At 66.1% G+C, this 14,872-nt stretch carries 15 protein-coding genes; 12 read left to right on the top strand and 3 right to left on the bottom strand.

Annotated features, from left to right (window positions below; all coding sequences use genetic code 11):
* Window positions 1-2 precede the first annotated feature (2 nt).
* The 10 genes from ABNK63_RS14365 (at window position 3) to tpx (ending at window position 9,650) form a co-directional block, all read left to right on the top strand.
* Complete coding sequence (locus ABNK63_RS14365) at window positions 3-614, top strand: hypothetical protein (protein ID WP_040673314.1); 612 nt, start codon at window positions 3-5, stop codon at window positions 612-614.
* 81 nt (window positions 615-695) lie between these two features.
* Entirely contained in the window at window positions 696-1,682 is a 987-nt protein-coding gene (locus tag ABNK63_RS14360) for a fumarylacetoacetate hydrolase family protein (RefSeq protein ID WP_007808211.1), read from the top strand.
* A gap of 100 nt (window positions 1,683-1,782) precedes the next feature.
* Window positions 1,783-3,183 (top strand): oxygen-independent coproporphyrinogen III oxidase, encoded by a 1,401-nt coding sequence (gene hemN, locus ABNK63_RS14355; protein WP_350016004.1) that lies wholly within the window; start codon window positions 1,783-1,785, stop codon window positions 3,181-3,183.
* 39 nt (window positions 3,184-3,222) lie between these two features.
* Entirely contained in the window at window positions 3,223-3,993 is a 771-nt protein-coding gene (locus ABNK63_RS14350; protein ID WP_007808209.1) for a helix-turn-helix domain-containing protein, read from the top strand.
* Window positions 3,994-4,142: 149 nt separating this feature from the next.
* The gene (locus ABNK63_RS14345; RefSeq protein WP_007808208.1) at window positions 4,143-5,393 is read left to right on the top strand and encodes an NnrS family protein; all 1,251 of its coding nucleotides are present in this window, start codon (window positions 4,143-4,145) and stop codon (window positions 5,391-5,393) included.
* Window positions 5,394-5,547: 154 nt separating this feature from the next.
* Window positions 5,548-7,059: a copper-containing nitrite reductase gene (gene nirK / locus ABNK63_RS14340; protein ID WP_350016003.1), complete on the top strand. Its 1,512-nt coding sequence runs from the start codon at window positions 5,548-5,550 to the stop codon at window positions 7,057-7,059.
* A gap of 1 nt (window position 7,060) precedes the next feature.
* Entirely contained in the window at window positions 7,061-7,822 is a 762-nt protein-coding gene (locus ABNK63_RS14335; protein WP_007807491.1) for a formylglycine-generating enzyme family protein, read from the top strand.
* A gap of 9 nt (window positions 7,823-7,831) precedes the next feature.
* Window positions 7,832-8,416, top strand: a complete 585-nt coding sequence (locus ABNK63_RS14330) for an SCO family protein (protein WP_040673160.1) — start codon at window positions 7,832-7,834, stop codon at window positions 8,414-8,416.
* A gap of 269 nt (window positions 8,417-8,685) precedes the next feature.
* On the top strand, window positions 8,686-9,123 hold the full coding sequence (locus ABNK63_RS14325; protein ID WP_350016002.1) for a hypothetical protein: 438 nt from the start codon (window positions 8,686-8,688) through the stop codon (window positions 9,121-9,123).
* A 26-nt stretch (window positions 9,124-9,149) separates the two neighbouring features.
* Complete coding sequence (tpx, locus tag ABNK63_RS14320; protein ID WP_350016000.1) at window positions 9,150-9,650, top strand: thiol peroxidase; 501 nt, start codon at window positions 9,150-9,152, stop codon at window positions 9,648-9,650.
* 63 nt (window positions 9,651-9,713) lie between these two features.
* On the opposite strand, the gene ABNK63_RS14315 is transcribed toward tpx, so the two are convergent.
* Window positions 9,714-10,121: a group III truncated hemoglobin gene (locus ABNK63_RS14315; RefSeq protein WP_007807510.1), complete on the bottom strand. Its 408-nt coding sequence runs from the start codon at window positions 10,119-10,121 to the stop codon at window positions 9,714-9,716.
* Between the two features lie 101 nt (window positions 10,122-10,222).
* The gene (gene azu / locus ABNK63_RS14310) at window positions 10,223-10,669 is read right to left on the bottom strand and encodes an azurin (RefSeq protein WP_040673172.1); all 447 of its coding nucleotides are present in this window, start codon (window positions 10,667-10,669) and stop codon (window positions 10,223-10,225) included.
* 143 nt (window positions 10,670-10,812) lie between these two features.
* Between azu and fdxA the strand changes: the two genes are divergently transcribed.
* Both fdxA and ABNK63_RS14300 read left to right on the top strand, forming a co-directional pair.
* Entirely contained in the window at window positions 10,813-11,136 is a 324-nt protein-coding gene (gene fdxA, locus ABNK63_RS14305; protein ID WP_056713957.1) for a ferredoxin FdxA, read from the top strand.
* A gap of 195 nt (window positions 11,137-11,331) precedes the next feature.
* Window positions 11,332-13,641, top strand: a complete 2,310-nt coding sequence (locus ABNK63_RS14300) for a cbb3-type cytochrome c oxidase subunit I (protein ID WP_007807515.1) — start codon at window positions 11,332-11,334, stop codon at window positions 13,639-13,641.
* Window positions 13,642-13,713: 72 nt separating this feature from the next.
* Here the strand turns inward: ABNK63_RS14300 and gap are convergent, their stop codons facing one another.
* Window positions 13,714-14,715, bottom strand: coding sequence for a type I glyceraldehyde-3-phosphate dehydrogenase (gene gap, locus ABNK63_RS14295; RefSeq protein ID WP_350015999.1), 1,002 nt, complete (start codon window positions 14,713-14,715; stop codon window positions 13,714-13,716).
* Between the last annotated feature and the right edge of the window lie 157 nt (window positions 14,716-14,872).

Below are 14,872 nucleotides of genomic sequence, written 5' to 3'. Positions count from 1 at the left end.
CCGTGGCCGCGGTGCTGGCGCTGGCCGGGTGCGGCCAGGCGGACCCGGCGGCGCCGTCGACAGCGGAGGCCCCGCCTGTCGCCGCGTCGAGCGTCCGCCCGGCCATTGCCACGAGCGTGCCGGCAACGAGCGCCGCCGAAACGATGGCCCGCTACGACGGTTACGGCGACCTGCGTTTCGGCATGGACGAGGCCAGCTTCGACAAGGCCAGCTCCAATAAGGCCAGCTCGAATACCGCTTGGGGCGGTGAGCTGAAAGGTGTGCAGGAGCAGGGTTCAACGTGCTTCTACAAGACCCCGACCGGGGCGAAGTCGCCGCGGGATGTTGCCTTCATGTTCGAAGCCGGCCATTTCGTGCGCTACGACGTCGGCAGCGCGAAAGAGCTCGCGCCCGGCGGTGGCAAGGTCGGCATGGACGAGGCGCAGATCCGCGCGCTGTACGGAACGCATGTCGCGGCGCAGCCGCACAAGTATGTCGATGGCGCAAAGTACCTGCGCATCGCCGCGCCGCAAGGTGACGGCGTGTTGCTGTTTGAAACCGACGAACATGGCAAGGTGACGCGATGGCGCGTGGGTGTGCCGCCGCAGGTCGATTACGTGGAAGGCTGTAGTTGATATTGACTGGTGCCGTCCTCCTTGACGGCAAAGAACAAAACCGCCATCCATGGCGGACTCTTCAGAAGAGCGGAATAACCCATGAAACTCGCAAGTCTCAAGGAAGGCGGCCGCGACGGCACGCTGATCGTGGTCAGTCGCGACCTCGCCCGCGCCGTGAAGGCAAGCGCCATCGCGCCGACGCTGCAGGCGGCGCTGGACGACTGGTCGAACGCCGCGCCGCGACTCAATGCGCTGTCGGAGGATCTGAACGCCGGCAACGCCGCCGATGCCTTCGCGCTGGACATGCACGCGCTGGCCTCGCCGCTGCCGCGCGCCTATGAATTCGTCGACGGCTCGGCCTACCTGCCGCATGTCGAGCGCGTGCGCCGCGCCCGCGGCGCCGAGGTGCCGAAGTCGTTCTACACCGACCCGCTGATGTACCAGGCGACCAGCGCCGGCTTCCTGGGTCCGCGCGATCCGGTGGTGGTGCCCAGCGAGGATTTCGGCATCGATCTGGAAGCCGAGGTGGTGGTGGTCACCGATGACGTGCCCATGGCGGCCACGCCGGCGCAGGCGTCGGAGCACATCCAGCTGGTCGGCCTGATCAACGATGTCAGCCTGCGCGGACTGATCCCGGGCGAGCTGGCCAAGGGCTTCGGTTTCCTGCAGAGCAAGCCGCGCTCGGCGCTGTCGCCGGTGCTGGTGACGCCCGACGAGCTGGGCGACGCATGGCAGGGCGACAAGCTGCACCTGCCGATGCGCACGTGGTTGAACGGCGCATGGTTCGGCGAGGCCGAGTGCGGCGTGGACATGCAGTTCAGCTTCGCCGAGCTGGTCGCCCACGTGGCGAAGACGCGGCCGCTGACCGCCGGCACCATCGTGGGCTCCGGCACCATCGCCAACGAGGACACCGGCAAGGGTGCGTCGTGCCTGGCCGAACAGCGCACGGTGGAAACCCTGCGCGACGGCCATCCCAGCACGCCGTTCCTGAAGTTCGGAGACCGCCTGAAGATCGACGTCACCGATGCGGGCGGCGCCTCGATCTTCGGCTCGATCGAACAGCAGGTCGAACCGCACAAGGCGTGAGTTGTCGGGCAGCGCTGGCGGCTGCGGCGTGGCGTCGCGGCCGATGGCGCAATTGATCCGGATCAAGGCAGCCGGATGGGCGCGGGGACAGACTCGCTCCATGGCCATTCCCATAAGCACTCCCGAATTCGACCCGGCGCTGATCGCCCGTTACGACGTGGCCGGTCCGCGCTACACCAGCTACCCGACCGCGCCGCAGTTCAAGCCCGACTTCGACGAAACGGTGTTGCGCGGCGTGATCCGTGCCTCCAACGAGGAGCCGATCCCGCGGCCGCTGTCGCTCTACGTGCACGTGCCGTTCTGCATGAGCCCGTGCTTCTACTGCGGTTGCAACCGGGTGATCACCCGCGACGTGACCCAGGCCGATCGCTACCTCGAACGACTGTATCGCGAGATCGAGCTGATCGCGCCGCTGTTCGACCGCGACCGCCCGGTTCGCCAGCTGCACTTCGGAGGCGGTACGCCGAACTTCCTCGATACCGCGCACATGAGCGAGCTGCTGGAGTCGCTGGCGCGGCATTTCAGCTTCAGCCACGAGGCGGATCGCGAGTACGGCATCGAAATCGATCCGCGCTTCGCCGACGGCGACTACATCCGCAACCTGGGCCAGCTGGGTTTCAACCGGATCTCGGTCGGCATCCAGGATTTCGACCCGGTGGTGCAGCAGGCGGTCAACCGCATCCAGAGTTTCGAGCAGACCCGCGAGGTGCTGGACGCCGCGCGCGAATCGTCGTTCCGCTCGTCCAGCGTCGACCTGATCTACGGCCTGCCGTTCCAGACCGTGGCCGGCTTCAGCCGCACGCTGGACCAGATCGTGGCGCTCAACCCCGACCGGGTGGCGGTCTACGGTTACGCCCACCTGCCGGAGATGTTCAAGGCGCAGCGGCAGATCGACGCCGCCGACCTGCCCGATGCCGCGACCCGGCTGGCGCTGTTCGGCCGCGCGCTGGAGCACCTGTCCGCCGCCGGCTACGTCTACGTCGGCATGGACCACTTCGCCAAGGCCAGCGACGAGCTGGTGCTGGCGCAGCGCGCGGGCACCCTGCAGCGCAATTTCCAGGGCTACTCCACCCACGGCGACTGCGACATCGTGGGCCTGGGCGTCAGTGCGATCGGCCGCATCGGCGACAGCTACACGCAGAACGCGCGTGATCTGGTCGGCTACTACGCGGCGCTGGATGCGGGCCGCCTGCCGCTGATGCGCGGCCTGCAACTGGACGAGGACGACCTGATCCGCCGCGAGCTGATCAACGAACTGATGTGCCACGGCGTGCTGGACAAGCACGGCTTCGGGGCGCGTCACCGGCTGGTGTTCGACGAATATTTCATGCGTGAACGCCAGCGGCTGCAGGCGCTGGTCGCCGATGGCCTGGTGCTGGAAAGTGACCGCGAGATCCGGGTCACCTCGCGGGGAAGGTTGCTGTTGCGTATCATCGCCATGTGCTTCGACGCCTATCTGGACGAAGCGGCACAGGCACCGCGTTTCTCGCGCGTGATCTGATCGACGACGACGCAGCCCCAACCCGGCCTCATCACAATCATGCAATTCAAGCCCACGCCAGGCCGGCCAGGTCGCCTGCCCGAGCCGCGTAGCCCGATTGCCGACGACGGCGATGAAACGCGCTTCTGCGGTACCTGCGCGTTTTCCAGCGCGTGCATCGCCGCCGGCTACGACAAGCCCGAGCTGGCCGAGCTGCAATGCCTGGTCGAGCACGTCGGGCCGTTCCGCGTCGGCGAGCACATCTTCCGTACCGGCGATCCGTTCCGGGCGATCTTCGCGGTGCGTTCGGGCACGGTGAAGACGCGCATGGTCGACAAGGAAGGCCGCGAGCAGGTGCTGGGCTTCTATCTGCCGGGGGAGGTGATCGGCCTCAATGCGATCTATCCCGAGCATTTCCCCTGTGACGCGGTGGCGCTGGACACGGCGTATTTCTGCCGTTTCTCGTTCCCCGCGATGAGCGCGCTGGCCTCGCGCGTGCCGGCCGTGCAGCAGCACCTGTTCCGCATGCTGAGCAAGGAACTGGGCACGGCCAGCCTGCTGGCCGGCGACCACAGCGCCGACGAGCGCGTCGCCGCTTTCCTGCTCGACCTGGGCAACCGCTACGCGGTGCGGGGTTTCTCCGGCGCCCAGTTCCACTTGAGCATGTCGCGTGGCGACATCGCCAACTACCTGCGGCTGGCAGCGGAAACCGTCAGCCGCGTGCTGAGCCGCTTCCGCGCGCAGAAGCTGATCGCGATCGAGGGACGCGAGCTGGAGCTGCTGAATGTGGCGGCGCTGCGCAAGATCGGCGAAGCCCTGTTGCCGGATTGAGCTCGAGCGGGATGCCGTCCGGGCATGGCCCGACCCGATGATTCGCTGAAGCGCCGGCCATGCCGCGGGGCGTGGTTGATGCATGTCATGGTTGCCGGCGAAGGCGCTGTGGCAGCATGGGGAATCATTCGCATTCGTGTGGACACGCCATGTCTGATTCGCCATCTGCCGGCAACACGCCGCCGGCGTTCGCCGAAGCCGCCCGCCTGCTGGCCACCGCGCCGCATCGGCCGCTGTTCCTGGCCGGCACGGTCGCGGTGCTGCTGAGCATGGCGTGGTGGGCGGTGGAGCTGACCTGGATGCGCTTCGGCCTGGCCGGCTGGCCGCAGCCCACGATCCCGCCGGGCTGGGCGCACGCGATGCTGATCCAGTACGGCCTGTTTCCGCTGTTCATGTTCGGCTTCCTGATGACCACGTTTCCCAAGTGGCTGGGCCGCCCCGATCTGCCGCGCACGCGCTTCCTGCCGGTCGCCGGCGCGGTCTTCGGCGGTTACGTGCTGGCGAATGCGGGCCTGCTCGACCTGGGATGGCTGCTCAAGCTGGGCATCGCGGTGATGCTGGCGGGCTATCTGCTCGGCGTCGTGACGCTGGCCGGCGTGTTGCGTGCTTCGGTGGCCGAGCGCAAGGGCCACGCGCGCTCCTGCCTCGCGGCGCTGTGCCTGGGCACGCTGGGGCTGGCGATCTTCCTGGCGTATCTGTTCGGCGCACCGGCCGAATGCGCGCTGCTGGCGATCAAGCTGGGCACCTTCGGCCTGCTGCTGCCGATCTATTTCTCGGTGATGCACCGCATGCTGCCGTTCTTCACCGGCAACATGGTGAAGGGATATGACGTGATCCGGCCGGACTGGAGCATGCCGGTGGTGTGGGTGCTGTTGCTGGCCCACCTGCTGCTGGACTGGCGTGGCGTGCTGGACTGGCTGTGGGTGGTCGACATTCCGCTGGCGCTGGTGTTTGCCTGGCACTCGCTGCGTTGGCGGCCATGGAAGGCGATGCACCCGGGCATTCTCGCGGTGTTGCACCTGGCGTTTGCCTGGTTGCCGGTGGCGTTCGCGCTGTTCGCCATCCAGGACGTGGTGCACGCCCTGAGCGGGCAGCTGATCCTGGGTCGCGCCCCGCTGCATGCGCTGGGCATCGGTTTCTTCGGCTCGATGCTGGTGGCGATGGTCACCCGGGTCACCCAGGGCCACTCCGGTCGACCGATGCAGATGGGCAAGGTCGCGTGGCTGTGCTTCGCCCTGTTGCAGGTGGTGACCCTGCTGCGCATTCGTGCCGAACTGGGTGGCGACGTCTACCTGTGGCTGGTGATGGCCGCCTACGGCTGGCTGCTGGCCTTCCTGCCGTGGGTGCTGCGTTCGGCGTGGATCTACCTGACGCCGCGGGCGGACGGCAAGCCCGGTTGAGCGCGCTCGCCTGGCAGGCTGGCCTGGGCGGGCCAGGCTCCGCCGTGGCGGGGTGACGCAGTCGGGTCGAGAAGACCCGACAATTGACTCACGTCACATGGGCGTCCGTCAGATAGCCTAGGCTTGCAATCGCAAGAACCAACGGAGAGCGTCCATGTCACGTCCAGGTCTATTCCTTCTCGCCACGGCGGCGCTGTTCACGCTGGCGGCCTGCTCCGGCAAGCCGCAGGCCACCGCCGGTGCTGCTCCGGCCGCTGCGGCCCCTGCCGCCTCGATTCACGGCGACTTCGGTCCGCCCCAGGGCGAGCCGATCCACGCGGTGCTGACCAGCCCGCCGCACGTGCCGCCACCGATCCATCGCAACCATCCGGCGAAAGTCATCGTCGAGCTGGAAGTGGTCGAGAAGGAGATGCCGATTTCCGAAGGCGTCAGCTACACCTTCTGGACCTTCGGTGGCACCGTGCCGGGCAGCTTCATCCGGGTGCGCCAGGGCGATACGGTGGAGTTCCACTTGAAGAACGCGCCGGACAGCAAGATGCCGCACAACATCGACCTGCACGGGGTGACCGGTCCGGGCGGCGGTGCGGCCTCCAGCTTCACCGCGCCGGGCCACGAATCGCAGTTCACCTTCAAGGCGCTGAACCAGGGCATCTTCGTCTACCACTGCGCCACCGCGCCGGTGGGCATGCACATCGCCAACGGCATGTACGGCCTGATCCTGGTCGAGCCGCCGGAGGGCCTGAGCCCGGTCGACCACGAGTATTACGTGATGCAGGGCGACTTCTATACCACCGGCAAGTACCGGCAGAAGGGCCTGCAGCCGTTCGACATGGAGAAGGCGATCGACGAGAACCCGACCTATGTGCTGTTCAACGGCAAGGAAGGCGCGCTCACCGGCGACAACGCGCTGACCGCCAAGACCAACGAGACGGTGCGCCTGTTCGTGGGCAACGGCGGTCCGAACCTGGTGTCGAGCTTCCACGTGATCGGCGAGATCTTCGACAAGGTGCAGCCCGAAGGCGGCACGGTGGCGCAGCACAACGTGCAGACCACGCTGATCCCGTCCGGCGGCGCGGCGATCGTGGAATTCCACACCGACGTGCCGGGCAGCTACGTGCTGGTCGACCACTCGATCTTCCGCGCCTTCAACAAGGGCGCGCTGGGCATCCTCAAGGTGGATGGCCCGGAAGACAAGTCGATCTACTCGGGCAAGGAAGTGGACTCGGTCTACCTGGGCGACCGCTCGGAGCCGAACCTGAAGGCGGTGACCACGGCAGCCAAGGCGCATGCGGCCGGCACGCTGACCAAGGAAGAGCAGATCGCCGCGGGCAAGCAGCTGTTCACCGGCACCTGCTCGGTCTGCCACCAGGCCAACGGCGAAGGCTTGGCCAACGTGTTCCCGCCGCTGGCGAAGTCGGACTTCCTGGCGGCCGATCCGAAGCGGGCGATGACCATCGTCACCCACGGCCTGACCGGCAAGGTCACGGTGAACGGGCACGAGTACGACTCGGTGATGCCGCCGATGAGCCAGCTCAACGACGACGAGGTGGCGAACATCCTGACCTACGTGCTGAACAGCTGGGGCAACCCGGGTGGCCAGATCAGCAAGGAAGAGGTGGCCAAGGCACGTGCCGCGGCTCCCGCAACGGCGGCTCCGGAGCACTGAGATGCGCGCAGGCCTGCTGTTCGTCCTGGGCCTGATGCTGGCACTGCCGGCAGCGGCGGCGGACTACGTCGCCCTGCCTGGCGGTACCTTCACCAGCGTATTGCCGGCCGATGGCAAGGCGGCGCCGGCGCAGGTGGCACCGTTTCGCCTGCGCACCGAACTGGTCACCAACGGCGAGTTCCTGGCCTTCGTGAAGAAACACCCCGAGTGGCGACGTGACAAGGTGGCGAGCATCCTCGCCGATGCCCGCTACCTCACCCAGTGGGGCAGCGCCGATGCATTGGGTGACACGGCGCTGCCGCGCCAGCCGGTGACCCGGGTCAGCTGGTTTGCGGCGCAAGCCTATTGCGAGAGCGAGAACGCGCGCCTGCCCAGCTGGTACGAATGGGAATACGCGGCGGCGGCCGACGCCACCCGCCGCGATGCCCGCGCCGATCCGGCCTGGCGCGAAAGCATCCTGGGCTGGTATGCGCGGCCGTCCAACTCGGCCCTGCCCGACGTGGGCGGGATCGCCAACGTCTATGGCGTGCGGGACATCAACGGGCTGGTGTGGGAGTGGGTGGACGACTTCAACGCCTTGATGGTTGCCAGCGACAGCCGCGACCAGGGCGATCCGGACCTGCTGAAGTTCTGCGGCGCGGGCGCGATCAGCCTGCAGGAAAAGGAAAACTACGCGGTGCTGATGCGCATTGCGATGCTGTCCGCGCTCAAGGCCGCCAACACCACCAACAACATGGGCTTCCGCTGCGCGAAGTCCGAATGAGGCCTGCACATGAAACGTCTGTTGTCCCTGCTTGCGATGTGGCTGCTGATCGGCGCCGCGAACGCCACCGATGCCGCCGCGCCGCTGCCCGGCGATTCGGTCTACAACCTCTCGGTGCAGCTGACCGATCAGGACGGCCATCGACAGAATCTGGCCGAGCGACGCGGCCGGCCGCAACTGGTCACCATGTTCTACACCTCGTGCCAGATGGTCTGCCCGATGATCATCGACAGCATGCGGCTGACCCGCAATGCACTGGACCCGGCCACCCGTGCCCGGATCGACCTGCTGGCGGTGAGCTTCGACCCCGCGCGTGACGACGTGGCCACGCTGCGCAACTACGCCGACAAGCGCAAGCTGGATTCGCGCATCTGGACCCTGGCGCGGGCCGAGCCGGCACAGGTGCGCCAGCTGTCCGGCGTGCTGGGCCTGCAGTACCGGCAGCTGCCGGACAAGGAATTCAACCACAGCAGCGAACTGATCCTGCTGGACAGCGACGGCCGCATCGCCGCGCGCACCACCCGCATCGGCAAGCTTGACCCGGCCTTCGTCGAGGCGATCCGCAAGCTGGTGGCGGCCACGCCGCAGGGCTGAGAGGTTGTGATTTTTCCAACCTCGAAGCCCGGCCATGGCGAGGGCATGGATGCCCGAATTGAGGCAACGCAGGAGCAGTTGCCCGATGGCCGGACGTGGATCGGTCACGCAAGTGACTGATTCACGTGAGCACGTCCGGGCATGTACCGGACGTGCGATAGAAGAAAACCAAAGGCTCTGAGCGCAGGGCGGCAACGCGGGTTGATCCATGTCAGCGCGACTTGCGGCGCTCACGCGCAGACTCGGGCGCATGTTTCCGGAGAGTGCGCATGAGTGCCTGGTATCCGTGGATCGTGCTGTTGCATCTGTCCTGCGCGATCGTCTTCGTCGGCGCGGTGACCTTCGAGGTGGTGGTGCTCGAAGCGCTGCATCGGCATTTCGACATCGCCACCATGCAGCGCATCGAGAAGGCGGTGATGGCGCGGGTGCGCCGTTTCATGCCGGTGGTGGTGATCCTGCTGTTCGTCAGCGGCGGCGTCCTGTTCGATATCCGCTGCGGCGGGCTGGAGTGCGTCGGCAGCCGCTTCGGCAACTGGCTGCTGCTCAAGGTGCTGCTGGCGTTCGGCGTGCTGGGAGTGTTCGTCAACGCGATGTGGGCGATGCGCAGCGGCAAGATGGACGTCTGTCGCTTCAGGCATACCCATCGCATCGTGCTGGGCTTGATGGTCGGCATCGTGTTCCTGGCCAAGACCATGTTCTACTTGTAGCCATCCATCCAGCAACGAGGTGCACGATGTCCGCAGTCACATTCAAGGGCCAGCCGATCAGCGTCGACGGCCAGTTTCCAGCGCCAGGTTCGACCGCGCCGGCCTTCAGCCTGGTCGGCGGCGACCTGTCCGACGTGACGCTGTCGAGCCATGCCGGCAAGCGCAAGGTGCTGAACATCTTCCCCAGCATCGACACCGGCGTGTGCGCCACCTCGGTGCGCCGCTTCAACGAGCTGGCCGGCCAGCTCGACAACACCGTGGTGCTGTGCATCTCGGCCGACCTGCCGTTTGCGCAGGCGCGCTTCTGCGGCGCCGAAGGACTGGACAAGGTGATCAACCTGTCGCTGATGCGCGGCCGCCAGTTCCTCAACGACTACGGCGTGGCGATCGCCAGCGGACCGCTGGCGGGATTGGCCGCGCGTGCGGTGGTGGTGCTGGACGAACGCAACAAGGTCATCCACGCCGAGCTGGTCAGCGAGATCGGCCACGAACCGGACTACGACGCGGCGTTGAAAGCGCTGGCCTGAGCCAGGTCGCACGGGGTTGTCGCAGGACGGGCAGCGCCCACCCTGTGGCAACCCGGGTTTGCTTCAACGCTCGATGCCGACGATCGGCACGCCGAACGGCTGAGCCTGGGGAGGGAGGCCCAGCCCGTATTTCAGGCTGCGGCCGATGCGCTCGGCGTATTCCAGCATCGTGGCGGCGGCGGTTTCGTCCAGTTCTTCCGCGCAGGTTTCTCGCCACAGCGCCAGCCAGCGGTCGAAGTGTTCGGCGCGGATCGGGTGGGGCCGGTGTGCGCCCATCGGGTTGCCGCGATAGCTGCCGGCACGCAGCGCCACCGAGGCCCAGAACGAGGTGAGCAGGCGCTTGTGCTCGTTCCAGTCATGCACGGCCGCGTTGAAGATCGGGCCGATCTGCGCATCGCGCCGCACCTTCTCGTAGAAGTGGTCGACCAGCCTGGCCAGGGCGGTTTCATCGAGGGTCGACTGCGGGTTCATGCGGGACATGGTAGATCCGTGCGTGGAGCGCTGCGTGATGCCGGCACCAACAAAAAACGCACCCGGCCATGGCGGCCGGATGCGTCGCTGGTCCAAGGAGCTTACTGGCCCAGGCTCAAGGTGCCCTTCATCAGCGCGGCATGGCCGGGGAAGGTGCAGAAGAACGCGTACTGCTCGCCGGCCTTCAGCTTGGCCACGTCGATGGTGGCGACATCGGATTCGCCGCCGCCGATCAGCTTGGTGTGCGCGATGATGCGCGCGTCACCCGGCTTTTCGTAGCTGCTGCCCGCGCCGGCCTTCATGCCGTCGGAAATCACGCCCGCTTCGTCGCTGGCGTGCGACAGCACCCAGTTGTGCCCCATCGCGGTGGCCGGCAGCTTGCCGGTGTGCTTCAGGGTGACCTTGAACGACTTGCAGGTCTTGGGTACGGTGATCGTCTTGGTGTTGTACTGCATGGCGTCGTTCGCCTCGACCGTGGTCGCGCATTCGGCGGCCATCAGCGGAGTGGACAGCAGGCCGAGCAGGGCAATGGCAATCAATTTGCGCATCATGGGTTGCTCCTTGGGGAAGTTGGGAATCGGGTGAATTCTGCGATGGCGGTGCGTCATCGGCACTGACCTGGATCATGGCTTTCGCACTATCCGTCCCGGACACTCTAGCGACACACCGGCAGGCGTCGGAAGGAGGCAAGATGACGCACGTCGTCACCGAAAACTGCATCAACTGCAAGCACACCGATTGCGTCGAGGTATGTCCGGTGGACTGCTTCCACGCCGGTCCCAATTTCCTGGTGATTGATCCCGACGAATGCATCGACTGCACGCTGTGCGTGGAGGAGTGCCCGGTCGGCGCGATCTTCCCCGAGCTCGACGTGCCGGCGGGGCAGGAGATCTTCATGTCGATCAACGCCGAGCTGGCGCGCGAATGGCCGGTGCTGACCAGCAAGATCCCGGCGATGGAGGACGCCGCGAAGTGGGACGGCGTGCCGGACAAGCTGCCGCTGCTGCAACGCTGACCTCATTGGCTCCGCGCCGATACGGGCGACGCGAAAAGAAAAGGTTTATGGTGGGACGGCTCGGCGCGACGGCAGGGGAGTGGGGTCGTCGCATCGATGCTTGCGCGCGGGCCCAACCGGCATGGTCATGCTCATGATCATGCGATCTTTCGTCGCATCGGCCCGCATTCTCTCGCCTTGCCGGAGAAAGTAGCGATGAATGAAGCCGCACAACCCTTGACCGAAGACGATACCGAGTTGTCGCCGTGGTGGCTGCGAACGGTGGCGCTGGTGATGGTGATCGGTTTCGCCGGATTGCTTGCCGTCACCTTGCTCGCCTACCGCAATGCGCCACCGATTCCCACACAGGTGGTCGACGCCCAGGGCGGGGTGCTGTTCAGCGGCGACGACATCGGCGATGGCCAGGCGGTGTTCCTCAAGTACGGGCTGATGGACAACGGCAGCATCTGGGGACACGGCGCCTACCTGGGGCCCGACTACTCTGCCGAGGCGTTGCATCGGCTGGGCGAAGACACCGCCGCGGCGATTGCCGGCACGCAGTACGGGAAACCGGTGGCTGCGCTGGATGCCCGGCAGCAGGCCGCGGTGCATGCCGAAACGGCGGTGACCCTGAAAGCCAACCGCTACGACGCGCAGAGCGGCGTGCTGCGGCTGATCGAACCCGAGGCCGTCGCCTACCGGCGGCAGGTTGCCTACTGGACGGATTACTTCAGGGACTCGACGAAGAATGGCGGGCTCAAGCCGAACCTGATCACCGACCCCGCGGAGCTGCACCAGTTCACCGCCTTCGTGACCTGGGCGGCGTGGGCTTCGGTGGCGACGCGGCCCGGCACGGATGCGTCGTATACCAACAACTTTCCCTACGACCCGAGCGTGGGCAACGTGGCCACCGGCAGCGCACTGCTGTGGAGCGCGCTGAGCCTGCTGGTGCTGCTGGCGGGCATCGCGACCGTGCTGCTGGCATTCGGCAAGTTCGACTACCTCGGCTGGATCAGTCGCGGCCATCACGTGCACCCGCAGCTGCTGCCGGGTCAGTCCAGCCGGGGGCAGCGTGCGCTGGTGAAGTTCTTCGTGGTGGTGGCGCTGCTGTTCCTGATGCAGACCCTGGTCGGCGGCGGCGTGGCGCATTTCCGTGCCGATCCGGGCAGCTTCTACGGTTTCCAGCTGGAGAACATCTTCCCCAGCAACCTGCTGCGCACCTGGCATCTGCAAACCGCGATCTTCTGGATCGCCACGGCATATGTGGCTGCCGCCCTGTTCCTTGGCCGCTCGTTGCGCGCGCCGGATGACGAGCCGCGCTGGCTGGCCGGCTGGGTGCACGTGCTGTTTGCGGCCTTCGTGGTGGTCATCGGCGGCAGCCTGCTCGGGGTCTGGGCCGGCATCGAGCAGAAGCTGGGCAATCTGTGGTTCTGGCTTGGCGACCAGGGCTGGGAGTACCTCGAGCTCGGACGCGTATGGCAATACCTGCTGGTGGTTGGTCTGCTGGTCTGGTTCGCCATCCTGTGGGTGCTGGCGCGACCGCGCGCAGTGGCCAACGTGGCCGCCCGACCGCTGGCGAAAATGTTCATGTTCGCCGCGGTCGCCATTCCGGTGTTCTACGTGCCGGCGTTGTTTTTTGGCGCCAAGACCAATTACACGGTGGTCGATACCTGGCGCTTCTGGATCATCCATCTGTGGGTCGAGGGCTTCTTCGAGTTCTTCGCCACGACCATCGTGGCGCTGACCTTCTATCAACTGGGCCTGACCCGGCGCAACGTGGCTTTGCGCGTGATCTACCTGGACGCCATCCTGTATTTCCTGGGCGGCCTGATCGGCACCGGGCACCACTGGTATTTCACTGGCCACACGAACTTCAACATGTCGCTTTCGGCGCTGTTCTCGGTACTCGAAGTGGTGCCGCTGACCTTGCTGACGCTGGACGCCTGGGACTTCGTGCGCACCACCCGCGGCGATTGCGACGTGTGCGGCAAGGCCGTGGCGGTGCCGCACAAGTGGACGTTCTATTTCCTGATGGCGGTGGGCTTCTGGAACTTCGTCGGCGCGGGCATGTTCGGCTTCTTCCTCAACCTGCCGATCGTCAGCTACTACGAAGTGGGCACGCAGATCACGCCGACCCATGGCCATGCGGCGCTGATGGGCGTGTTCGGCATGCTGGCCGTCGCGCTGATGGTGTTCTGCCTGCGTCAGGCCAGCAGCGACGCGCGGTGGCCCGGTATCGAGAAGTACGTCAGGGTGGCGTTCTGGGGCACCAACATCGGACTGATGCTGATGATCCTGATGAGTCTGTTTCCCAGTGGCGTGATGCAGTTGTGGGACGTGCTGAAGCACGGCTACTGGCATGCGCGCAGCGCCGAGTACGTGGCGATGCCGCGTTCGCACCTGGTCGAATGGCTGCGCCTGCCCGGTGACCTGATCTTCATCGGCTTCGGCGCCATCCCGCTGGTGATCGCTTCGATCAAGGGCTGGCTTGGTGTCCGTGCGGACGCGCGGGCGGAGACACGCTGATTTTCGATCGCACATGAAAAAGCCCGCGCCGACCAGGATCGGCGCGGGCTTCGGTGTCTGCGAATCAGCGGATTACTTCGCGATGACGCGCACCATTTCCAGGCACTTGTTCGAATAGCCCCACTCGTTGTCGTACCAGCTGACCAGCTTGACGAAAGTGCTGTCCAGGGCGATGCCGGCGTCGGCGTCGAACACCGAGGTGCAGGTCTCACCGCGGAAGTCGGTGGCCACGACCTTGTCTTCGGTATAGCCGAGGATGCCCTTCAACGCGCCTTCCGACTGCGCCTTCATCTCGGCGCAGATCTCGGCGTAGCTGGCGTCCTTTTCCAGCTCGACGGTGAGGTCGACCACCGAGACGTCCGAGGTCGGCACGCGGAAGCTCATGCCGGTGAGCTTCTTGTTGAGCTCGGGGATCACCACGCCGACCGCCTTGGCCGCGCCGGTGGAGGACGGGATGATGTTTTCCAGGATGCCGCGACCGCCGCGCCAGTCCTTGTTGCTGGGGCCGTCGACGGTCTTCTGGGTGGCCGTGGCCGCGTGCACGGTTGTCATCAGGCCGCGCTTGATGCCCCACTTGTCGTTGAGCACCTTGGCGATCGGCGCCAGGCAGTTGGTGGTGCAGCTGGCGTTGGAGATGATCGCCTCGCCCTTGTAGGTCTTGTCGTTGACGCCGTAGACGAACATCGGCGTGTCGTCCTTGGACGGCGCGGACAGGATCACCTTCTTCGCGCCCGCGTCGATGTGCTTCTGCGCGGTTTCCTTGGTCAGGAACAGGCCGGTGGACTCGATCACCACGTCGGCGTTCACTTCATTCCACTTCAGGTTGGTCGGGTCGCGTTCCTGGGTCAGGCGGATGGTCTTGCCGTTGATAACCAGGTGGCCGTCCACGATCTTCACGTCGCCCTTGAAGCGGCCGTGCACGGAGTCGTAGCTCAGCATGTAGGCAAGGTAGTCCGGCTCCAGCAGGTCGTTGATCGCCACGATCTCGATATCGTTGCCGAAGTTCTGCACGGCAGAGCGCAGCACGTTGCGACCGATGCGGCCGAAGCCGTTGATGCCGACCTTGATGGTCATGAGTGAACGTCCTCTCTTGGGGATGGCAGGCAAGGCCGCGGCAGCGGCCGGGAAACGGCCATTTTACAGCCAATCCGCCCGGGTTGCCCGACCGCCGCGGCAGGCCGGGAGAGGCCGCATGGCATGGCACCGGCTGGCGCCGTGCACGGGGCACGGC

The organism is Rhodanobacter sp. IGA1.0 (assembly GCF_040208325.1).
Classification (GTDB): domain Bacteria; phylum Pseudomonadota; class Gammaproteobacteria; order Xanthomonadales; family Rhodanobacteraceae; genus Rhodanobacter; species Rhodanobacter spathiphylli.
The sequence above is the reverse complement of the archived record's forward strand: the minus strand, read 5'-3'. Positions and strand labels throughout refer to the sequence as shown.